Origin of the sequence: Curvibacter lanceolatus ATCC 14669 (assembly GCF_000381265.1) — a bacterium.
Classification (GTDB): Bacteria; Pseudomonadota; Gammaproteobacteria; order Burkholderiales; family Burkholderiaceae_C; genus Curvibacter; species Curvibacter lanceolatus.
In genome coordinates, this window is the sequence record NZ_KB906254.1 from 15,092 (window position 1) to 35,325 (window position 20,234).

Annotated in this window: 19 protein-coding genes and 4 tRNA genes; 18 read left to right on the forward strand and 5 right to left on the reverse strand. The window is 64.5% G+C overall.

The window, feature by feature from the left end; all coding sequences use genetic code 11:
* Positions 1-12: 12 nt before the first annotated feature.
* On the reverse strand, positions 13-696 hold the full coding sequence (locus F624_RS0104335) for a response regulator (RefSeq protein ID WP_019573042.1): 684 nt from the start codon (positions 694-696) through the stop codon (positions 13-15).
* Positions 697-850: 154 nt separating this feature from the next.
* Here F624_RS0104335 and F624_RS0104340 point away from each other — a divergent pair, with 154 nt between their 5' ends.
* From F624_RS0104340 to ntrC, 10 genes are all read left to right on the forward strand, one after another.
* Positions 851-1,594, forward strand: coding sequence for a 16S rRNA pseudouridine(516) synthase (locus tag F624_RS0104340; protein ID WP_019573043.1), 744 nt, complete (start codon positions 851-853; stop codon positions 1,592-1,594).
* Between the two features lie 437 nt (positions 1,595-2,031).
* Positions 2,032-3,024 (forward strand): YVTN family beta-propeller repeat protein, encoded by a 993-nt coding sequence (locus F624_RS0104345; RefSeq protein ID WP_051107329.1) that lies wholly within the window; start codon positions 2,032-2,034, stop codon positions 3,022-3,024.
* The gene (locus F624_RS0104350) at positions 2,990-3,826 is read left to right on the forward strand and encodes a polysaccharide deacetylase family protein (protein WP_084679440.1); all 837 of its coding nucleotides are present in this window, start codon (positions 2,990-2,992) and stop codon (positions 3,824-3,826) included. The genes F624_RS0104345 and F624_RS0104350 overlap by 35 nt, the downstream gene beginning before the upstream one ends.
* A gap of 12 nt (positions 3,827-3,838) precedes the next feature.
* Positions 3,839-4,822 (forward strand): sterol desaturase family protein, encoded by a 984-nt coding sequence (locus F624_RS0104355; protein WP_019573046.1) that lies wholly within the window; start codon positions 3,839-3,841, stop codon positions 4,820-4,822.
* A gap of 82 nt (positions 4,823-4,904) precedes the next feature.
* Positions 4,905-5,813 (forward strand): EI24 domain-containing protein, encoded by a 909-nt coding sequence (locus tag F624_RS0104360; protein WP_019573047.1) that lies wholly within the window; start codon positions 4,905-4,907, stop codon positions 5,811-5,813.
* A complete protein-coding gene (locus F624_RS0104365; protein ID WP_084679411.1) occupies positions 5,752-6,630 on the forward strand; it encodes a competence/damage-inducible protein A in 879 nt (292 codons plus the stop codon). Before F624_RS0104360 ends, F624_RS0104365 begins: the two co-directional genes overlap by 62 nt.
* 232 nt (positions 6,631-6,862) lie before the next feature.
* Positions 6,863-8,278 carry a type I glutamate--ammonia ligase gene (gene glnA / locus F624_RS0104370; protein ID WP_019573049.1) on the forward strand — a complete coding sequence of 472 codons (1,416 nt, stop codon included), beginning with the start codon at positions 6,863-6,865 and terminating at the stop codon, positions 8,276-8,278.
* Between the two features lie 185 nt (positions 8,279-8,463).
* Positions 8,464-8,952, forward strand: a complete 489-nt coding sequence (locus F624_RS0104375; protein WP_019573050.1) for a hypothetical protein — start codon at positions 8,464-8,466, stop codon at positions 8,950-8,952.
* Positions 8,949-10,028, forward strand: a complete 1,080-nt coding sequence (gene glnL, locus F624_RS0104380; protein WP_019573051.1) for a nitrogen regulation protein NR(II) — start codon at positions 8,949-8,951, stop codon at positions 10,026-10,028. The genes F624_RS0104375 and glnL overlap by 4 nt, the downstream gene beginning before the upstream one ends.
* Before the next feature lie 40 nt (positions 10,029-10,068).
* Positions 10,069-11,685 (forward strand): nitrogen regulation protein NR(I), encoded by a 1,617-nt coding sequence (gene ntrC / locus F624_RS0104385; RefSeq protein ID WP_019573052.1) that lies wholly within the window; start codon positions 10,069-10,071, stop codon positions 11,683-11,685.
* 49 nt (positions 11,686-11,734) lie between these two features.
* Here ntrC and xth read toward each other — a convergent pair whose 3' ends face one another.
* Positions 11,735-12,508: an exodeoxyribonuclease III gene (gene xth, locus F624_RS0104390; protein WP_031254076.1), complete on the reverse strand. Its 774-nt coding sequence runs from the start codon at positions 12,506-12,508 to the stop codon at positions 11,735-11,737.
* Between the two features lie 189 nt (positions 12,509-12,697).
* On the opposite strand from xth, the gene F624_RS0104395 reads away from it, so the two are divergent.
* From F624_RS0104395 to F624_RS0104425, 7 genes are all read left to right on the forward strand, one after another.
* Positions 12,698-12,773 (forward strand) — tRNA-Gly (locus tag F624_RS0104395).
* Positions 12,774-12,850: 77 nt separating this feature from the next.
* Positions 12,851-12,926 (forward strand) — tRNA-Gly (locus tag F624_RS0104400).
* Between the two features lie 60 nt (positions 12,927-12,986).
* Positions 12,987-13,062, forward strand: a tRNA-Gly gene (locus F624_RS0104405).
* Between the two features lie 140 nt (positions 13,063-13,202).
* Positions 13,203-13,295, forward strand: a tRNA-Leu gene (locus F624_RS0104410).
* A 309-nt stretch (positions 13,296-13,604) separates the two neighbouring features.
* A complete protein-coding gene (locus F624_RS0104415; RefSeq protein WP_019573054.1) occupies positions 13,605-14,225 on the forward strand; it encodes a DUF6806 family protein in 621 nt (206 codons plus the stop codon).
* Between the two features lie 111 nt (positions 14,226-14,336).
* Positions 14,337-14,807, forward strand: a complete 471-nt coding sequence (locus tag F624_RS0104420; RefSeq protein ID WP_019573055.1) for a YgjP-like metallopeptidase domain-containing protein — start codon at positions 14,337-14,339, stop codon at positions 14,805-14,807.
* Between the two features lie 174 nt (positions 14,808-14,981).
* Positions 14,982-15,290, forward strand: coding sequence for a high-potential iron-sulfur protein (locus tag F624_RS0104425; protein ID WP_019573056.1), 309 nt, complete (start codon positions 14,982-14,984; stop codon positions 15,288-15,290).
* Between the two features lie 49 nt (positions 15,291-15,339).
* On the opposite strand, the gene murI is transcribed toward F624_RS0104425, so the two are convergent.
* Together murI and F624_RS0104435 are read right to left on the reverse strand one after the other, a co-directional pair.
* The gene (gene murI / locus F624_RS0104430; protein WP_019573057.1) at positions 15,340-16,200 is read right to left on the reverse strand and encodes a glutamate racemase; all 861 of its coding nucleotides are present in this window, start codon (positions 16,198-16,200) and stop codon (positions 15,340-15,342) included.
* 92 nt (positions 16,201-16,292) lie between these two features.
* Positions 16,293-17,843 carry a fumarate hydratase gene (locus F624_RS0104435; RefSeq protein WP_019573058.1) on the reverse strand — a complete coding sequence of 517 codons (1,551 nt, stop codon included), beginning with the start codon at positions 17,841-17,843 and terminating at the stop codon, positions 16,293-16,295.
* 168 nt (positions 17,844-18,011) lie between these two features.
* Here F624_RS0104435 and fumC point away from each other — a divergent pair, with 168 nt between their 5' ends.
* A complete protein-coding gene (fumC, locus tag F624_RS0104440; RefSeq protein ID WP_019573059.1) occupies positions 18,012-19,400 on the forward strand; it encodes a class II fumarate hydratase in 1,389 nt (462 codons plus the stop codon).
* Between the two features lie 30 nt (positions 19,401-19,430).
* Here the strand turns inward: fumC and F624_RS0104445 are convergent, their stop codons facing one another.
* The gene (locus tag F624_RS0104445; RefSeq protein ID WP_019573060.1) at positions 19,431-20,033 is read right to left on the reverse strand and encodes a YqhA family protein; all 603 of its coding nucleotides are present in this window, start codon (positions 20,031-20,033) and stop codon (positions 19,431-19,433) included.
* Positions 20,034-20,234 lie beyond the last annotated feature (201 nt).

Sequence of the window (20,234 nt, forward strand, 5' to 3'; positions counted from 1 at the left end):
CCGCCGGCGGCCTCAGGGGGCCTGGGATTTCAGCAGGTAGCCCAGGCCGCGCAGGGTGATGATGGCCACTTCGCTGCCCAGCAGTTTTTTGCGCACCCGGTGCACATAGATTTCCACCGCGTCGGGCGAGACGTTGTCGTCCAGCGTGAACAAGGCCTCGCTCAGGGCCTGTTTGCTCACGGTCTGGCCCTGTTTGAGCAGCAGCGCTTCGAGCAGGGCGTGCTCTCGCGGGGTGAGCGACAGCGGCGCGGCCTCGGGCCCCTCGCCCAGGCTGAACAGTCGCGTGTTGCTGTCGTAGCTGAGTGCGCCGCAGCGCAGCACGGGGTTCTTGTGGTTGGCGTGGCGGCGCAGCAGCACGCGGATGCGGGCCTCCAGCTCGGCCACCTCGAAGGGCTTGCCCATGTAGTCGTCGGCCCCGCTGTCCAGCCCGGCCACGCGGCCGGCCAGGGTGTCGCGGGCGCTCAGGATCAGCACCGGCACGTTGTTGTCACGCGCCCGCAGGCGGCGCAGCACCTCGTCGCCGGCCAGGCCGGGCAGCTCCAGGTCCAGGATCACCAGGTCGTAGCGCTCGCTGAGCAGCCGGGCGTGGGCGTCGGCACCGTCGTAGGCGCATTCGATCACGTAGCGGTCTTTTTGCAGGGTGCGGGCCAGCCACTCGGACAGGGGGCGGTTGTCTTCGACCAGCAGGATGCGCATGGGCAGGGTGTTGAACGGTGGTGCAGTGAGGGCAGGGAGGGCAGGGCGGTGGCGGGCTGCCTGCGGCTGTCGGGCGCCATCCTAACGCCTGCGGGCCGCGTGCTGGCCGGGCCTTGCGTCAGGAGCCGCCATGACTTCTGGAACAATCGGGCCCATGCAACTGCAGGATATTCTTTTTTCACAAGGCTTCGGCACGCGCCGTGTCTGCGCGGGCCTGGTTCAACAAGGCCTGGTCGAGGTTTTCGAGTCGGCGTCTTCCGACACTGCGGTGGTGATCACCGAATCGGCCCGCGACTTTGAGCCCGAGGGGCTGCGCTTCAAGGTTCAGGGCGTGCCCTGGGCCTTCCACGAGAAGGCCTACGTGATGCTGCACAAGCCGGCCGGCACCGAGTGCTCGCAAAAGCCCTCGGCCTGGCCCAGCATCTACACCCTGCTGCCCGCGGCCTTGCGCCAGCGCCCCAGCAAGAGCGCCGTGCAGGGCGTGCAGGCCGTGGGCCGGCTCGACCAGGACACCACGGGCCTGCTGCTGCTGAGCGACGACGGCCAGTTCATCCACCGCATGAGTTCGCCCAAGAAGCATGTGCCCAAGGTGTACGAGGTGGTGACCAAGCACCCGATCGACGACAGCCAGGTGCAGCGCCTGCTGGCTGGCGTGGTGCTGGACGACGACCCCAAGCCCGTGCGCGCCGCGGCCTGCGAGGCGCCCAGCCCGCTGCACCTGCGCCTGACCCTGCTGGAGGGCAAGTACCACCAGGTCAAGCGCATGGTGGCCGCCGTGGGCAACCGGGTGGAGGGCCTGCACCGTTCGCGCATCGGCGGCCTGGCGCTGCCCGAGGACCTGGCCCCGGGCCAATGGCGCTTTCTGAGCCCGGCCGACCTCGATTTGCTCAAGGCCTGAGCAATTCGTTTACCTGTGTGTGTCGATGTAACAGGCCCCGGCCGAGCCCCGGCTACACTGGCGGCCTGATCTGAAAGTGGATGTTTGTGAAGTCGTTTGCCCGCCGTCGTGTCTCTGGTCTTTCGCGTGCCCACGGGCATGCCGTGATGGCCGCTTCGTTGCTTTTGGGCGCCGCCATGGCCCCCGCCTGGGCCCAGGTGCCTGCCGGTACGGCCGGCGAGGCCCCCAGCCCGGTGACCTCCAGCCCCGAGGCACCCAAGCCCGTGGCGACCGAAAGCGCCAAGCCCAAGGCCAAGCCGGCTGCGAAACCGAGCACCCACCACGCCACCAAGGCACAGGCCGATGCCAAGGCCACTGCAAAGGCCGACGCCAAGCGCCCGGCCAAGGCTGAGGCGGCGGTTGCCGTTGCGGCCACCGCAGGTGCTGCCACCGCCGCTGTGGCGGCCACCGCCACTCCGGCGAGCACGCCTGCACCGGCAGCCGGTGCCACTGCGGCTGCAGCCTCGGGCAATGGCGGTCTGACCCACCCGATCTTTGTGCTGAACTCGCTCGATGCCACCATCAGCGTGATCGACCCGCAGACCTGGACCGAGACCAAGCGCATCCCGACCGGCAAAGAGCCGCATCACCTGTACCTGACGCCCGACGAGAAATCGCTGATCGTGGCCAATGCGCTGGGCGACTCGCTGACCTTTCTGGACCCCCGCACGGCCGAGGTGCAGCGCACGGTGCGCGGCATCGTTGACCCCTACCAGCTGCGCTTTTCGCCCGACATGAAGTGGATGGTGACGGCCGGCAACCGCCTGAACCACGTCGACATCTACCGCTGGGACGGCAAGGACGTGACGCTGTCCAAGCGCATTTCCACCGGCAAGACGCCCAGCCACCTGTGGATCGACAGCACCAGCAGCATCGTCTACTCGACCATGCAGGACAGCGATGAGCTGGTGGCCATCGACCTGAACACCCAGACCCTGAAGTGGCGCGTCAAGACTGGCTCGCTGCCGGCCGACGTGTATGGCAGCCCCGACGACAAGACCTTGTTCATCGGCCTGACCGGTGGCGAGGGGGTGGAGGTGTACGACGTCAGCGGGGGCAAGGAAGCCCGCCTGGTCAAGACCATCCCCACCGGCAAGGGCGCGCACGCTTTCCGTGGTGCGGGCGACCGCCGCCACATCTATGTGAGCAACCGCGTGGCCAACACCATCAGCAAGATCGACATGCAGACCCAGACCGTGGTGGCCCAGCTGCCCGGCCCCACCGGGCCGGACTGCATGGACGTGTCGGCCGATGGCCGGCTGATCCTGCTGAGCTCGCGCTGGGGACGCAAGATGACGGTGATCGACACCGAAACCCGCAAGGTGCTGCGCCAGATCAGCGTGGGCAAGTCTCCTCATGGCGTCTGGACCCTTGACCACGCACCGCGTTGATCGTTGCCACCGGTGGCTGGGCCTGGGGGCCGGGCTGCTGTTGGGGCTGGCCTCGGCTGCCCAGGCGGCCGCCACCTGTGCCAAGCCGCTGTACCTGACCTTTGACACCGGCCACATGGGCGTGGCGCCCCTGATTGCCGAGGTGCTCAAGCGCCAGCAGGTGCGGGTCACCTTTTTTGCCGCCAACGAGCCCACCCAGCAGGGGGACGGCACGCTGGGCGAATACTGGGCCCACTGGTGGCGCGAGCGCGCCGCCGAGGGCCATACCTTTGCCAGCCACACCTACGACCACGTCTACTGGCGCGCCGATCTGCCGGCGCCCGCCGGGCAGTGGCGCTTTCGCGTCAAGCCCTCGGCCGGGCCCGAGGCCGGGCGTGAGTCGGTGATCGACGGCCCGGCCTATTGCGCGCAACTCGACCGCTCTTCGCAACGCCTGCAGGCCCTGACCGGGCAGGCCCCCTTGCCCTTGTTCCGCGCGCCGGGTGGCAAGACCTCGCCCCAGTTATTGGCGGCGGCCCGCCAGTGTGGCTATGCCCATGTGGATTGGGCGCCGGCGGGTTTTCTGGGTGATGAGCTGCCCAGCGAGCGCTTCAGCAACGCGCAGTTGCTGGAGCGGGCCCTGAAGAACCTGCGCGCCGGCGACATCCTGATGGCCCACCTGGGCATCTGGTCGCGCCGCGACCCCTGGGCGCCGGCGGTGCTGGAGCCGCTGATCCAGGGCCTGAAGGCCAAAGGTTTTTGTTTTGAAACCTTGCGTGAGCACCCAGCCTACCGGGATTGGCTGGCCCGCAACGGGCGTTGAGACCGTGTTTGAATGATGATGGACAGTTTGATCGATTGGTTTGGCCAGGCGCAGACCGGCCTGTTTGAGGCGGTGGTGCAGCCGGTGATGTTCCACGCCGGCCTGGGCAACTTCCTGGAAGACGGCTTCAATGCCACCGGCTGGCTGCTGGTGGGCCTGATCCAGCTGGCGGTGATGGTGGCGGTGTTCGGCCCCTTGCAGCGCCTGCGGCCGGCCGAGCCTTTGCGCGACCGTGCCGCCGTGCGCACCGACATTTTTTACACCCTGCTGCACCGCCTGGGCTTGGTGCGGGTAGCGCTGTTCTTCATGGTTGACCCGCTGTTCGATGAGCTGTTCGGCCATCTGCGGGTGGCGGGCTGGCAGACCTTTCACCTGGATGAACTCTGGCCCGGCATCACCGACCAGCCCTGGGTGAGCCTGGCGCTGTACCTGGTGGTGTTTGATTTTGTGGGCTACTGGGTGCACCGCGCCCAGCACCAGTCGGAGCTGTGGTGGCGCCTGCACTCGCTGCACCATTCGCAGCGCCAGATGACGATGTGGACGGACAACCGCAACCACCTGCTGGACGACTTGCTGGGTGATTGCATTCTGGTGGTGGTGTCTCAGTTGATCGGCATTGCGCCGGGGCAGTTTGTGGCGGTGGTGGCCATCACCCAGCTCAGCGAGAATTTTCAGCACGCCAACCTGCGCTGCTGGTTTGGCCGCTGGGGCGAGCGGCTGTGGGTGAGCCCGCGCTTTCACCGCATGCACCACGCCATCGGCATCGGGCATGAATTCACCGGCCGCTCGGGCCGGCCGGTGCTGGGGGGCTGCAATTTCGGGGTGTTGCTGCCCTGGTGGGACATGCTGTTCGGCACCGCCAATTTCGAGCTGCGTTACGAGCCCACCGGGGTGCGCGACCAGGTGGAGCCTGGGCCCCAGGGCCTGCGTGATTACGGCCAGGGCTTTGTGGCCCAGCAGTGGCTGGGTTTGAAAAGGCTGTTCGGTCGCGCCTGAACTCAGAACTTGTTGGCGTCTCGGGGGCTGCCCGGGCGCTTGCGCCTGCCCGGTGGGCAGGTCATGGCGTTATGCTGCCGGCATGACGCTTTTGCTTGATTCTTTCTGGCGCTCGGTGGTGTATTGCCTGCACCCCCGGGTGATTGCCCTGTCGTTTCTGCCCCTGCTGCTGCTGGTGGGCATGGCCCTGGGCCTGGGCTATTTCTATTGGGAACCCGCGGTGGACGGCGTGCGGCAGATGCTGGAGTCCTCCGATCTGCTCAACTCGTTCTGGGCCTGGTTGCAGGGCGCCGGGGTGGGGCAGCTCAAGACCGTGGTGGCGCCGCTGATCGTGATCGCGGTGGTCACGCCCGTGCTGGTGGTGATGTCGCTGCTGGTGGTGGCGGTGCTGATGGTGCCTTCGCTGGTGGCCATGGTGGGTGAGCGGCGCTTCTCCAATCTGCAGCGCCTGCGCGGGGGCTCGACGCTGGGCAGCCTGGCCTGGTCGCTGGGCTCGGTGCTGCTGGCGCTGGTGGCCTTGATCGCCTCCATCCCCCTGTGGCTGGTGCCGCCCCTGATTTTGATCCTGCCCCCGCTGATCTGGGGCTGGCTGACCTACCGCGTGATGGCCTATGACGCCCTGGCCGTGCATGCCAGCAAGGCCGAGCGGCAAGTGCTGTTCAAGCGGCACCGCATGTCTTTGCTGGCCATGGGCGTGATGACGGGCTACCTGGGGGCCGCGCCCAGCCTGGTGTGGGCCTCAGGAGCGCTGTTTGCTGCGGCCTTTGTGATCCTGGTGCCGGTGGCGATCTGGATCTACACCCTGGTGTTTGCGTTTTCTTCGCTGTGGTTTGCCCACTATTGCCTGGCGGCGCTCGAAAGGCTTCGGGCCGAGTCGGTTTCTGAGGCCGCCACCGTGGTGGCTGAGCCGGTGCCGGTAGGATGGCAGGATGAGCGCAACACCCTCCACTCCAGCAGCAACGGCGGCCTCGAGCCCCCGTCCCATCCCTGAAGCCCCCCGAAATTTCGGGCTGATCATCGTCGGTGACGAGATCATGTCGGGCAAGCGGGCCGACAAGCACATGCCCAAGGTCATCGAACTGCTGGGCGCGCGGGGCCTGCAGCTCGCTTGGGCCGACTATGTGGGCGACTCGCCCGAGCGTATCGAGGCCACGCTGGCGCGGGCTTTTGCCTCGGGCGACGCGGTGTTTTCATGTGGTGGCATCGGGGCCACCCCCGACGACCACACCCGCCAATGCGCGGCCCGGGCCCTCGGCGAGCCCTTGCAACTGCACCCGCGTGCCGCCGATCTGATCCGCGAACGCATGCAGGACGTGGCCCGCGAACAAGGCGTGCCCTACGAGCCCGAGCGCGATGACAACGTGCACCGCCTGAACATGGGCGTGTTTCCGGCCTCGGCGCAGATCATTCCCAACCCTTACAACAAGATCCCGGGCTTCACCTGCGTGGGGCAGGGCGGTGGCGCGGTGCACTTTGTGCCTGGCTTTCCGGTGATGGCCTGGCCGATGGTCGAGTGGGTGCTGGACACGCACTACGCCCACCTCTTCAACCGCGTGGCGCATGTGGAGAAGTCGGTCATCGTGTTCGGTTCGATGGAGGCCACGCTCACGCCCTTGATGGAGGCCATCGAGCGCGAGCATGCCGGTGTCAAGGTGTTCAGCCTGCCCAGCGTGGACCACCCGCAATACGGCCGGCACATCGAACTGGGGGTGAAGGGTGACCCGACCGGGGTGCTGGCGGCCTACCCGGCCTTGCTGGCCGGCCTGCATCGCTTTGATCTCAAGCTGGGCCCCGAATTGGTGCGTTGATGCTTTGCACCAATTTGATGCATTGTTGCTTGCATTGAATTGGTGCATTGCGGCCTGAGACAAAAAATCCCCACCCGAGTGCATTTCGGAGCCTGCAAACGGGTGGCAATACCGTTCAGGCAGGGCAAAATACCGAAGTCGGCGTCCGGTGCCATGCACCAAGGATTGGCATAAAAACTGCATTCCTTCCGGCGTCATTGAATTTTTAACCAGCCTCGAACAGGAGATCCTGATGGCAAAGACCGTCGCAGACGTGATGAAGTTGGTGAAGGAAAACGAAGTCAAGTTCGTTGATTTCCGCTTCACCGATACCCGTGGCAAGCAACAGCACACCACGGTTCCCGTGTCCCACTTTGACGAAGACAAGTTCACGTCAGGCCATGCTTTTGACGGTTCTTCGATTGCCGGCTGGAAGGGCATCGAAGCCTCGGACATGCTGCTGGTGCCGGATCCGAACTCGGCCAACATCGATCCCTTCTTCGAAGAGACCACCCTGATCCTGACCTGCGACGTGGTGGAACCCGCCGACGGCAAGGCCTACGACCGCGACCCGCGTTCGATCGCCAAGCGCGCTGAAGCTTACCTGAAGGCCTCCGGCCTGGGCGACACCGCCTTCTTCGGTCCGGAACCCGAATTCTTCATCTTCGACGGCATCCGTTGGAGCACCGATCCGCAGAACACCTTCTACGAAATCGAAGAGTACGAAGCCCCCTGGAACACCGGTGCCAAGCTCGAAGGCGGCAACCGTGGTCACCGTCCGACCGTCAAGGGCGGCTACTTCCCGGTGCCCCCGGTCGACAGCACGCAAGACATGCGCGCCGAGATGTCCCTGATCCTCGAATCGCTGGGCATTCCGGTCGAAGTGTTCCACCACGAAGTGGCGGGCGCTGGCCAGAACGAAATCGGCACCAAGTTCAGCACCCTGGTGGAACGCGCTGACTGGACCATCCTGCAAAAGTACGTGGTGCACAACGTGGCCAATGCCTACGGCAAGACCGCTACTTTCATGCCGAAGCCCTACCATGGCGACAACGGCTCGGGCATGCACGTGCACCAGTCGGTCTGGAAAGACGGCAAGAACCTGTTCGCTGGCGACGGCTATGCAGGCCTGTCTGATTTCGCCCTGTACTACATCGGCGGCATCATCAAGCACGCCCGTGCTCTGAACGCCATCACCAACCCGGGCACCAACAGCTACAAGCGCCTGGTGCCGCACTTCGAAGCCCCGGTGAAGCTGGCTTACTCGGCCAAGAACCGCTCGGCCTCGATCCGCATCCCCTTCGTGGCCAACCCGAAGGGCCGTCGCGTGGAAGCCCGCTTCCCCGATCCGCTGATGAACCCCTACCTGGGCTTTGCCGCCCTGCTGATGGCCGGTCTGGACGGCGTGGAAAACAAGATCCATCCGGGCGAAGCCGCCACCAAGGATCTGTACCATCTGCCGCCCGAAGAGGACGCACTGGTGCCGACCGTCTGCCACAGCCTGGACCAAGCCCTCGAAGCGCTGGACAAGGACCGTGCCTTCCTGACCAAGGGCGGCGTGTTCACTGACAGCATGCTCGACGCCTACATCGATCTGAAGATGCAGGAAGTGACCCGCTACCGCATGTCGGTGCACCCGGTCGAATTCGACATGTACTACTCGCTGTGATGCGAGGCTAGGCCACGTCAGCAAAAAGGGCAGCTTCGGCTGCCCTTTTTTCTTGCTGCCGGCCTGGGTGTAGGCTCATGTGCTCGCCCATGTACCCGGCGCGCTCGGGGTGGGCTTTGCCTTTGCCTCGCCAGCCGATTCGGAGATACTTGGCTCGCCGCCCGATGGGGTGCTGAACTGGATGTATGAAATACGCTGTACTGATTTCCCTGCTGACCCTGATCTGCAGCGCCGCCATGGCGCAAGACCGCATCTACCGTTGCGGCAATGAATACACCAACACGGTCCCGGCCAATCGGGCCAAGGAATGCAAGCTGATCGAGGGCGGCAATGTGACCGTGGTGCCGGGCACCCGGCCGGCCGCCCAGGCCCCCGCCGGCGGCGATGCCGCCAAGGTGGTCACGGCGCCCGCAGGCTCGCCCAAGGTGGACAACAGTGAGCAGAAGGCGCGCGACGCCGATGCGCGCGCCATTCTGGAGTCTGAGCTGCGCAAGGCCGAGGCACGGCTGGCCGAGCTGCAAAAGGAATACAACAATGGCGAGCCCGAGAAGCAGGGCGGCGAGGCCAAGAATTACCAGAAGTACCTTGATCGGGTGGCGGCGCTCAAAGAGGCCGTGACGCGTGCCGAGGCCGATGTGGCCGGTATCAAGCGTGAAATCGCGCGTCTCAAATGAACCGGCTCACCCTCACAGACCCGGTGGCCGATGCCTTCCATGCCTATGACCTGCTGGCGACGCTGGTGGCGGTGGTCCGCATCGATGGAACGGTGATCTTTGCCAATGCGGCCCTGGAGGACGCCATCGGCACCTCGCGCCGCACCATCGAAGGCTCGCAGTTTGCCGATTTCTTTTCCGAACCCCAGATCCTGCGCAACGCCCTGGAGGGCGCGGGCAGCAACGAGTTTGCAGCCCTGCGCTATGACGCCTGGCTGAAGCGCTTCACCCACGACCCGGTGCTGGTGCATGTGATCGTGGCGCAGACCGATCAGCCCGGCGAGGTGATCATCGAATTGCTGCCGCTGGAGCAGCAAGCCCGCCAAGACCGTGAAGAGCGTCTGATCGACCAGGCCCAGGCCAACAAGGAGCTGATCCGCAACCTGGCCCACGAAATCAAGAACCCGCTGGGCGGCATCCGCGGGGCGGCGCAATTGCTGCAGATGGAGATCGAGTCGCGTGACCTGATCGAATACACCCAGGTCATCATCCACGAGGCCGATCGACTGCAGACCCTGGTGGACCGCCTGCTGGCGCCGCACCGGCGCCCGCATGTGGTGGGCGATGTGAACATCCACGAGGTGTGCGAACGCGTGCGCTCGCTGATCCTGGCGGAGTTTCCGCGCGGCCTGCGGGTGATCCGCGACTACGACACCTCGATCCCCGAGTTCCGCGGCGACCGCGAGCAGCTCATCCAGGCGGTGCTCAACATCGCCCACAACGCGGCCCAGGCCCTGGCGGACCGGGTGGCTGCGGGCGATGCGCAAATCACTTTCCGCTCGCGGATTGCGCGACAGGTTACTTTTGGCAAGCAACGCTACCGATTGGCATTGGAATTGCATGTCATCGACAACGGGCCCGGCGTGCCGGACTCGATCAAAGACCGCATCTTTTACCCGCTGGTGTCGGGCAGGGATGGCGGATCAGGGCTGGGGCTGACTTTGGCGCAAACCTTTGTTCAGCAACACCACGGTTTGATCGAGTGCGATAGCGTGCCAGGGAGAACGGATTTCAAGATGTTGATTCCGTTGCCCTGAGTGTGATTGACAACAATTTGACCTGAGGTGGTATTTGCACATGAAGCCGATCTGGATAGTAGATGACGATCAATCGATCCGCTTTGTGCTCGAAAAAGCGCTGTTGCGGGAAGAGCTGCCCACCCGCAGCTTCACCAACCCCCGTGAGGTGCTGGCGGCGCTGGATGAGATCGGTGACGAAGACGTCGACAACCAGGGGCCTCAGGTTCTGGTGAGTGACATCCGCATGCCCGGCGGCTCGGGCCTGGATCTGCTGGCCAAGGTGAAGGAACGCCATCCGGGCTTGCCGGTCATCATCATGACCGCCTTCTCGGACCTGGACAGCGCCGTGTCGGCCTTCCAGGGCGGCGCGTTTGAGTACCTGCCCAAGCCTTTTGACCTGCCCAAGGCGGTGGAGCTGATCCGCCGCGCGGTGGAAGAAAGCCAGCGCGAAGAGGTCGCCGAAGAGCGCATGGCCGCCACGCCCGAGATGCTGGGCCAGGCGCCCGCCATGCAGGACGTGTTCCGTGCCATCGGCCGGCTCAGCCAGAGCAATGTGACGGTGATGATCACCGGCGAGTCGGGTTCAGGCAAAGAGCTGGTGGCCCGCGCGCTGCACAAGCATTCGCCGCGCGCCAATGGCCCGTTTGTGGCCATCAACACCGCAGCCATTCCCAAGGATCTGCTGGAGTCGGAGCTGTTCGGTCACGAACGCGGCGCTTTCACGGGCGCGCAGACCATGCGCCGCGGTCGCTTCGAGCAGGCCGAGGGGGGTACGCTGTTCCTCGATGAAATCGGCGACATGCCGTTTGACCTGCAGACGCGTTTGCTGCGTGTGCTGTCGGATGGGCATTTCTACCGCGTGGGCGGGCACAACGCCGTCAAGGCCAATGTGCGCGTGATTGCGGCCACCCACCAGGACCTGGAGCAGCGCGTCAAAGACGGCGTGTTCCGCGAGGATTTGTTTCACCGCCTCAACGTGATCCGGCTGCGTCTGCCGGCGCTGCGCGAGCGCAAGGAAGACGTTCCGATGCTGACCCGGCACTTCTTGCAGCAAAGCGCCAAACAACTCGGCGTGGAGCCCAAGCGCATTGCCGACAACGCTCTGGCCCAGTTGGGGACCTTCAACTTTCCGGGCAACGTGCGGCAGTTGGAGAACATCTGCCACTGGCTCACGGTGATGGCGCCGGCCCAGGTGATCGAGGCCAAGGACTTGCCGCCTGAAGTGCTGGGCATGCAAGGCGCATCCGGTGCCATCAACAGCACCAGTTTCCACCCCGCGGCGCCGGTGCTGGAGCCAGAGCCGGTGGCTGAGCCGGCCACGGCATTTGCCTCGCCTGCCGCGACCGTCTTGCCGGCCTCGGTGCTGGCTCAGCCGATCGCCATCCCGGCCTCGGACATGGCGCTGTCGGATGCCGGGCGTGGCGAGTCGGTTTCTTTGCCGGTCGCGGGCCTGGGGCGCTCGGCAGCCTGGGAGCAGGGCCTGGAGCTGGAGGCTCTGGAGCTGCTGGCCAGCGGCCGCCACGATGTGTGGGACGAGCTGACCCGACGCTTCGAGTCCAAACTGATCCTCACGGCATTGGCCAACACGCGGGGCCGTCGCATCGAGGCGGCTCAGAAGCTGGGCATCGGTCGCAACACGATCACCCGCAAGATCCAGGAACTGGGCCTGGAGTGAATTCCGCTCTGCGGGGTGGCGGGCCAATGGCCTGCCGCCCTGCGGGTGATCAGAGGGTCACGATCACCGGTGCGTGGTCGCTGGGGCGTTCGTTCTTGCGCGTGGCCCGATCAATCTCGCAGGCGCTGACCAGGGGTTTGAGCGCCTCGCTGACCAGGGTGTAGTCGATGCGCAGGCCGCGGTTGCGCCGGAAGGCAAAGTCGCGGTAATCCCACCACGAGTAGCTTTTCTCAGCCTGATCAAACAGGCGGAAGGCATCGTGCAGGCCCAGGCCCAGCAAGGCCTTGAAATGATCGCGCTCGGCCGTGGTGTGGTGGATGGTCTCGCGCAGGCCTTCCGGGTCCCAGGTGTCGCGGTCATCGGCGGTGATGTTGAAGTCGCCCACCAGCACCAGGCGCGGGTGGCTTTGCAGCTGCTCCTTGAGCCAGTCCTGCAGGGCCCGCAGCCAGCGCATCTTGTAGTCGAACTTGTCCGAGCCAGGCTCTTGCCCATTCACGAAGTAGCCATTGACCAGGCGCACGGGACCCGTGTCGGTGTGCAGCGTGCCCGCGATCACACGCGACTGCTCGTCGGCAAAGCCCGGGATGTTCTTCACCACCTCGGTGACTGGCGTGCGGCTCAGGATGGCCACGCCGTTGTAGGTCTTCTGGCCCATGAAGGCACTGTGGTAGCCTGCCTCCTGCAGCGCAGCGGCCGGGAACTTGTCATCGCTCAGCTTGAGTTCCTGCAGGCACAGCGCGTCCACCGGATGGGCGCTGAGCCAGTCCAGCACTTGCGGCAGTCGGACCGAGAGGGAGTTGACGTTCCAGGTGGCGATTTTCATGATGGCTTCGAGGGTCTGCTTGGGCGATGAGTATCGTGGAATTCGCGCAGGCTTGTCGCCAGCCGTGCTGATCACGGGGCAACGAAAACTTTTTGGGACTGTCTTGAGTCGGGCAAAAAATATGTATAATTCGAGGCTTCGCTGGATACGCAGGGCAACGCAAGTTAAACTGCATACACTGTGAAAAACGCGGGAATAGCTCAGTTGGTAGAGCGCAACCTTGCCAAGGTTGAGGTCGAGAGTTCGAGACTCTTTTCCCGCTCCAGGTTTCAGTCTTTGTGATTGACAAGCTGGCAGGCACCAAACCTGCCGTGCAGCCATCACAGAGAGCGTGCAGAACACGCGGGAATAGCTCAGTTGGTAGAGCGCAACCTTGCCAAGGTTGAGGTCGAGAGTTCGAGACTCTTTTCCCGCTCCAGTTCTTGGGGATCTTCGGATCGCCACGATCAGGAGGTCATCAGACATCCGGTCGAAATTTGCGGGAATAGCTCAGTTGGTAGAGCGCAACCTTGCCAAGGTTGAGGTCGAGAGTTCGAGACTCTTTTCCCGCTCCAGATTTCAAAAAGGGAAGCCCAGGCTTCCCTTTTTTGTTGCCTGTGTGGCAGCCACTGACCGTGCCGTGTCGCGTTATGATGCGCGCCTGACCCGATCAGGCAACATGCTGCTCACCTGTGGCCCTTGGCCTGATCGGTGTGCCCCGATGGTGAAATTGGTAGACACTGCGGACTTAAAATCCGCCGCTTTCCGTAAAAGGGGCGTGCCGGTTCGACCCCGGCTCGGGGCACCAAAGTTGGCTTTCAAGCCATCTCACACCACCTCAAAACCCGCGCGCTGCAAGGCGTAGCGGGTTTTTTTGGGTTCGAACCCAGGTCGTACGCGGGCTGTTGCTGGCTCGTCGGGCCTTGTTTGCAGCACGCAAAGTGCGCGATTGGGGCCTGCTTCGGTCTCTCAAATGCCTTTCGTCGGTCTGACGCCGTGCCAAAATGGGTGCAGGTCTGCTTGGCGCTCAGCCAGTGGTTCCCCCCCTAGCCAGGACCATTCGCCAATCAGGTTCGGACCCGATGGGTCTGTTTCGGGGCACTATTACCATTGAATCATGTCAAGTTACAACGCCCCCTTTGAAATCCACGTGCACGGTCAGGTGCAGTTGCGTGGTGATGTCCAGTTTGACCAGTTGCAAGAGGCCCTGAAGCCCCTGTGGCACTACGCCGGCGCGCGTTCCTTGGCCGATGGGGCGACCAGCGCCTACGACGAGGAGCCCGGGATCAAGTTCGACCCCAAGGAGCATCTGCTGCAGATGTGCTGGACGGTGCGCGGCGACGAGGATTTCCGCCAGTCGCTGGACGAGATGTGCATGAATCTCAACGAGATTTCCGAGCTGGGTGCCGCGATCGAAGTCACTTTCTACGACGCCGAGTTTGACGAAGAGGAAGAAGACCGTGGCGCCGAGTCGCGCGATGATTTTCTGATGCTGTTCGTGGGCCCCAACCCGGCCGCCATCATGCAGGTGCAGCGTGATCTGCTGGTGCAGGATGTCGTGAACATGATGGAGCGACACTTCGACGGCTCCGAGCTGGGCGGGGTGGTGGCCGAGATCGACAAGCTGTTCTCGCAGCGCTTTGATGACCTGGTCAACTCGCTCGAGATCGGCCGCCCGCCGAGAGGTTCGGGGGGCTCCGGGCATGGCGGTGGCCGCCGGCCCCGGCATTTGCACTGAGTCGATGGCTCAGGTGGTGTCGATGGGGGTGCGGTCGCTGTGACGGAGACTGTGGCGGTCTCCAAGTACCTGGCGGCTTACCCTGAATCATTGCAGCAGCAGGCTGGACGCTTGCTGGCCTCAGGGCGCTTGCCCGAATGGTTGATGGAGCGCTATCCCACACCGCACGGCCTGCGCACCGATGGCGCCTTGTACCGCCATGTCGAGGCGCTGCGCCAGGAGCATCTGCGGCAGACGCCCCGGTTGGACCGGGTGGTGTATGACAGCAAGATCCATGTGGTGCGCAACGCGCTGGGCTTGCACACCATCAGCGCTCGCGTGCAGGGCGGGCGCCTCAAGGCGCAGCATGAGATCCGCATTGGCGCCTTGTTCAAGGACGCTCCGCCGCCCTTCCTCAGCATGATCGTGGTTCATGAGTTGGCGCACCTGCGCGAGCGCGAGCACAACAAGGCGTTCTACCGGCTTTGTGAGCACCTGGAGCCGGCCTACCACCAGCTTGAATTGGATGTGCGTCTTTACCTGACCCATCTGGAGTCTGGCGGTGCGCGGCTGTGGGGGCTGCCGGACCCGGCGTCGGCTTGATGAGCTAACCGCTGGGTAGGCTTGCGATACAGGCGATCCAGAAATTGTCCAGGGTTGGTGCTTGGTCTTGCTTTGGCTCAAGGTGGGCTGGTCGGGGTGGGTTCACAATGCCTTGCCAGCTTCGCAAGGCGCTGGCGTTTCACAAATCAAGACTCTCCCCACCTGAGGTTTGCCATGTCCAATCGTCGTCAATTCTTCTTCCAACTGAGTGCTGGTACCGGCTTTGTGCTGGCCGCTTCCTCTGTTCGCGCTGCCGCTCCGCTGGTGGCTGAGAACGACCCGCAAGCTGCTGCCCTGGGCTACAAGGCTGACGCCACCAAGGTCGACAAGTCCAAGTTCCCCAAGTACGCCGCTGGCGACCATTGCGGCAGCTGCGCGCTGTTCCAGGGCAAGGCCTCTGACGCGGCCGGTGGCTGCCCCCTGTTTGCCGGCAAGCAAGTGGCCACCAAGGGCTGGTGCAGCGCCTACGCCAAGAAGGCCTGATCGCCTTTTCGCGGTCTGAATCAGATGAAAGCCGGCCTTGTGCCGGCTTTCATCGTTTGGGGAGGGGCTGGCAGGGCCCGGAGGCCTCCGGCAGCCAATGGTGAACGGCGCGCTCCAGGTGCTCGACCTCACTGGTGGTGAACCAACTCACCCGGCCTGAGGGCGCCGGTGTCTCGAAGCGGCTTGGCTGGCGCAGCTGCCCGCTTTGCAGCAGCCGCCGGTAGGTCTGCTCAGCGACCGGCGCCCCGGTGTCCAGCACCGTCACATGGGGCGGCAGTTCAGACAGCCAATGTTGCAGGACCAGCGGGTAGTGGGTGCACCCCAGCACCAGGGTGTCGGGTGCGCTGGGGCCCTCCGCCCAGGGCCCGGTCTGGGCCAGGTATTGCCGGCAATAGTGGGCAATGCGGCTGTCGTCTCGATGCTCGATGGCATCGGCCAGGCCATCGCAAGGCTGGCAGCGGATGTCCAGAGCCGGGTCTTGCTGACCCAGCAGGTGTTGGAACTTGGGGCTGTTGAGGGTGCCCCGTGTGGCCACAACCGCAACATGGCCTGTGCGCGTTTGCAGGGCTGCCGGTTTGAGGGCCGGCTCCACCCCGATCAGGGGCAGTTGGGGCCAGTGCTGTCGCAACTCGTGGATGGCGGCGGCGGTGGCGGTGTTGCAGGCCACGACGACGGCCTTGGCTCCCTGCGCCACCAGCGCTTCGGTCAGCACCCGGGAGCGCTCACGCACAAAATCATCACTGCGCTCGCCATAGGGGGCATGGCCGCGGTCCGAGATGTAGACGAAGTCTTCCTGTGGCATGCGCTGGCGCAAGGCCTTGAGGATGCTCAGACCGCCAATGCCACTGTCAAAAACCCCGATGGGGGCGGTGACGCCCTGGTGAGGCGCCTGAAGAGGTGTGCTCGACATGGATGAACCCAGGGCGCTGGTCAGGCCCTCGCGAGGAGGGGCTGACTCCAGGTGAGTGCCAGCCCATGCGGCCCGGCACTCACTTGCGGCGATCAGGCACCCGCAACCGAGATGCCCTTGAACTCGCCCGTGGCGATGCGCTTTTGCCACTCGGCCGGGCCGGTGATGTGGGCGCTGGTGCCACCGGCATCCACCGCCACGGTCACGGGCATGTCCACCACGTCGAATTCGTAGATGGCTTCCATGCCCAGATCGGCAAAGCCGACCACCTTGGCGGCCTTGATGGCCTTGGACACCAGGTAGGCGGCGCCGCCGACGGCCATCAGGTAGGCCGACTTGTGCTTCTTGATGGCCTCGATGGCGACCGGGCCACGCTCGGCCTTGCCCACCATGGCGATCAGGCCGGTCTGGGCCAGCATCATTTCAGTGAAGCCGTCCATGCGGGTGGCGGTGGTGGGGCCGGCCGGGCCGACGGCCTCGTCCTTCACCGGGTCCACCGGGCCCACGTAGTAGATCACGCGGTTGGTGAAGTCGACCGGCAGCTTCTCGCCCTTGGCCAGCATGTCCTGGATGCGCTTGTGGGCCGCATCGCGGCCGGTCAGCATCTTGCCGTTGAGCAGCAGGGTGTCGCCGGGCTTCCAGCTGGCGACTTCGGCCGGGGTCAGGGTGTTCAGGTCGACCTTGCGGCTCTTGTTGTAGTCGGGGGTCCAGTCCACGTTGGGCCACAGGTCCAGGCTCGGCGGGTCGAGGAAGACCGGGCCCGAGCCGTCCATCACGAAGTGGGCATGGCGGGTGGCGGCGCAGTTGGGGATCATGGCCACGGGCTTGCTGGCGGCGTGGGTGGGGTACATCTTGATCTTGATGTCCAGCACGGTGGTCAGGCCACCCAGGCCCTGGGCGCCGATGCCCAAGGCATTGACCTTGTCGAGCAGTTCCAGGCGCAGTTCTTCGACCTGGGTCAGCTTCTCGCCCTTGGCGGCCTTGGCTTGCAGCTCGTACATGTCCAGGTCGTCCATCAGGCTTTCCTTGGCCATCAGCACGGCCTTTTCAGCGGTGCCGCCGATGCCGATGCCCAGCATGCCCGGCGGGCACCAGCCGGCACCCATGGTGGGCACGGTCTTGAGCACCCAGTCGACCACGCTGTCGCCAGGGTTGAGCATGACCATCTTGCTCTTGTTCTCGCTGCCGCCGCCCTTGGCGGCCACGGTCACTTCAACGGTGTTGCCGGGCACGATCTCGGCAAAGATCACGGCCGGGGTGTTGTCCTTGGTGTTCTTGCGAGCGAATTGGGGGTCGGCCACCACCGAGGCGCGCAGCGTGTTGTCGGGGTGGTTGTAGCCGCGGCGCACGCCTTCGTTGATGGCGTCGTCCAGGCTGCCGGTGAAACCTTCCCAGCGCACGTCCATGCCCACTTTCAGGAACACGTTCACGATGCCGGTGTCCTGGCAGATCGGTCGTTGACCCGTGGCGCTGAGCTTGCTGTTGGTCAGGATCTGAGCGATCGCATCCTTGGCCGCCGGGCTTTGCTCGCGCTCATAGGCGCGGGCCAGGTGGGCGATGTAGTCGGTGGGGTGGTAGTAGCTGATGTACTGCAGGGCCCCGGCGATGGAGTCGATGAGGTCGCTTTGCTTGATGGTGGTCATGGTTCTTCGTGGGCTGGAAGGGACAATGCGGGATCCGGTGAGGGCTGGCCGTCTGGCGGTCCCGCGCGATTATCCCAGGGGTGAGCGCGCATACCGGGGTCGCCAGCAGCTTGCCCGAATCACGGGCAGGCGGTATTTTGACAGGTTGAAACAACCCGAGGTCGCGTCATGTCAACTCGCAGCGAAGTCGACTCCTTTGGCCCTATTGACGTTCCGGCCGATCGCCTGTGGGGCGCGCAGACCCAGCGATCCCTGCAGAACTTTGCCATTTCTGGGGAGCGCCAGCCGCGCGAACTGATCATGGCGCTGGCCCAGGTCAAGCGGGCCTGTGCCTATGTCAACCAGCGCCTGGGGCTGCTGCCTTCCCCCAAGGCCATGGCCATCATTGCGGCGGCCGAAGAGGTGCTGGAAGGGCGGCACGACGATCAGTTTCCGTTGGTGGTCTGGCAGACCGGCTCGGGCACGCAGACCAATATGAACCTCAACGAGGTGTTGGCCAACCGGGCCAGCGAGTTGCTGGGGGGGCCGCGCGGGCAGGGGCGGCTGGTGCACCCGAATGATGAGGTGAACTGCAGTCAGTCTTCCAACGATGTGTTTCCCACCGCCATGCACGTGGCCGCGGTGGACGGGCTGACCCATCGCCTGCTGCCGGCGCTGCTGCAATTGCAGACCGTGTTCAGCGAGCAGGCGCTGGCGTTTGCCGACATCGTGAAGATCGGGCGCACCCACCTGCAGGACGCCACCCCGCTCACCCTGGGGCAAGAGTTTTCGGGCTACGCGGCCCAACTGCAGCACGCCGAGCGCCACCTGCGTGATGCGCTGCCGCATTTGTACGAGTTGGCGCTGGGTGGCACGGCGGTGGGCACCGGGCTGAATGCGCCGCCAGGCTACGCGCAGGCCGTGGCGGAAGAGTTGGCTGGCTTGACGGGGCTGCCCTTTGTGACGGCGCCGAACAAGTTTGAAGCCCTGGCCTCGATGGACGGCATCGTGCACGCCCATGGCGCGCTCAAGACGCTGGCCGCCAGCCTGATGAAGATTGCCAACGACCTGCGCTGGCTGGCCAGCGGGCCGCGCTGTGGCATTGGCGAGATCGCCCTGCCCGAGAACGAGCCGGGCTCATCCATCATGCCGGGCAAGGTCAACCCCACCCAGTGCGAAGCCCTCACCATGCTGGCGGCCCAGGTCATGGGCAACGATGTGGCGATCAACCTGGGGGGCGCCAGCGGTAATTTCGAGCTCAATGTCTTCCGGCCCATGGCTGCCCACAACTTTTTGCAAAGTGTGCGTCTTTTGGCGGATGGCATGAACAGCTTCAGGGTGCATTGCGTGGTGGGCATCGAGCCCCAGCGTGGGCGCATTGCCGAGTTGCTGGAGCGCTCGCTCATGCTGGTCACGGCGCTGAGCCCGCACATCGGCTACGACCGCGCGGCCCAGGTGGCCAAGTCGGCCCACCACGATGGGGTGAGCCTGCGCGAGGCGGCCTTGGCCTTGGGCTTTGTCACCGCCGAACAGTTCGATGCCTGGGTGGTGCCGGCTGCCATGACCCGGCCGGGTTGAGCGGGGCAGGGCGGTGGGCCCGGCCTGGCTTCAGTGCGGGTCGGCGTGTTGCCCGCCCATCAGCCGATCGGTCAGTGCGATGGCCAGTGCCGACAGCAAGAAGGTGATGTGGATCGCGGTCTGGGCGATCAGCACGCGGTCCGAGTAGTTGTCGGCGTTGATGAAGGTCTTGAGCAGGTGGATCGAGCTGATGCCGATGATGGCCGTGGCCAGTTTGACCTTCAGCACCGACGCGTTCACGTGGCTCAGCCATTCCGGCTGATCCGGATGGCCTTCCAGGTTCATGCGGCTCACAAAGGTCTCGTAGCCGCCCACGATCACCATGATCAGCAGGTTGGAAATCATCACCACGTCGATCAAGGCCAGCACGACCAGCATGATGATGGTCTCATTCAAGGCGTGGACGTCGGCGCTCGTCTTGTAGCCAATGCTGTTCACCAGGGCCTGCAGCGCCGTCTGGCTGCCAAAGGCCGCTTCGATCAGATGAATCAGTTCTACCCAGAAGTGGAACACATAGATACCCTGGGCGGCGATCAAGCCCAGGTACAGCGGCAGTTGAAGCCAGCGGCTGGCAAAGATCAGGGCGGGCAGCGGGCGCAGGGGCGAGACTTTGGGTGGAGTGGGTGAACTCATGATTGAATTTTTTGAACGATTGTGGCCAAGGCTATGTTGTAACAAACGACACCAAAAACAAACGCAATGCCCATGCTGAATACCGGTCATGTCAGCAAGCCTGCTGTTGAGCGGCTGTAAGCTTGACGCCAGTCAGAGCGCTGTAAGGGCCAAGGGCCACATTTACGCGCAAATAGCCCTATCGAACTGAAGGAGACAAGC

Bases quoted from the DNA above. Each gene is read 5' to 3' on its own strand.
- F624_RS0104335 (WP_019573042.1), bottom strand. From the start codon at position 696: ATGCGCATCCTGCTGGTCGAAGACAACCGCCCCCTGTCCGAGTGGCTG.
- F624_RS0104340 (WP_019573043.1), top strand. From the start codon at position 851: ATGCAACTGCAGGATATTCTTTTTTCACAAGGCTTCGGCACGCGCCGT.
- F624_RS0104350 (WP_084679440.1), top strand. From the start codon at position 2,990: ATGGCGTCTGGACCCTTGACCACGCACCGCGTTGATCGTTGCCACCGG.
- F624_RS0104355 (WP_019573046.1), top strand. From the start codon at position 3,839: ATGATGATGGACAGTTTGATCGATTGGTTTGGCCAGGCGCAGACCGGC.
- F624_RS0104360 (WP_019573047.1), top strand. From the start codon at position 4,905: ATGACGCTTTTGCTTGATTCTTTCTGGCGCTCGGTGGTGTATTGCCTG.
- F624_RS0104365 (WP_084679411.1), top strand. From the start codon at position 5,752: ATGAGCGCAACACCCTCCACTCCAGCAGCAACGGCGGCCTCGAGCCCC.
- glnA (WP_019573049.1), top strand. From the start codon at position 6,863: ATGGCAAAGACCGTCGCAGACGTGATGAAGTTGGTGAAGGAAAACGAA.
- F624_RS0104375 (WP_019573050.1), top strand. From the start codon at position 8,464: ATGAAATACGCTGTACTGATTTCCCTGCTGACCCTGATCTGCAGCGCC.
- glnL (WP_019573051.1), top strand. From the start codon at position 8,949: ATGAACCGGCTCACCCTCACAGACCCGGTGGCCGATGCCTTCCATGCC.
- ntrC (WP_019573052.1), top strand. From the start codon at position 10,069: ATGAAGCCGATCTGGATAGTAGATGACGATCAATCGATCCGCTTTGTG.
- xth (WP_031254076.1), bottom strand. From the start codon at position 12,508: ATGAAAATCGCCACCTGGAACGTCAACTCCCTCTCGGTCCGACTGCCG.
- F624_RS0104415 (WP_019573054.1), top strand. From the start codon at position 13,605: ATGTCAAGTTACAACGCCCCCTTTGAAATCCACGTGCACGGTCAGGTG.
- F624_RS0104425 (WP_019573056.1), top strand. From the start codon at position 14,982: ATGTCCAATCGTCGTCAATTCTTCTTCCAACTGAGTGCTGGTACCGGC.
- murI (WP_019573057.1), bottom strand. From the start codon at position 16,200: ATGTCGAGCACACCTCTTCAGGCGCCTCACCAGGGCGTCACCGCCCCC.
- F624_RS0104435 (WP_019573058.1), bottom strand. From the start codon at position 17,843: ATGACCACCATCAAGCAAAGCGACCTCATCGACTCCATCGCCGGGGCC.
- fumC (WP_019573059.1), top strand. From the start codon at position 18,012: ATGTCAACTCGCAGCGAAGTCGACTCCTTTGGCCCTATTGACGTTCCG.
- F624_RS0104445 (WP_019573060.1), bottom strand. From the start codon at position 20,033: ATGAGTTCACCCACTCCACCCAAAGTCTCGCCCCTGCGCCCGCTGCCC.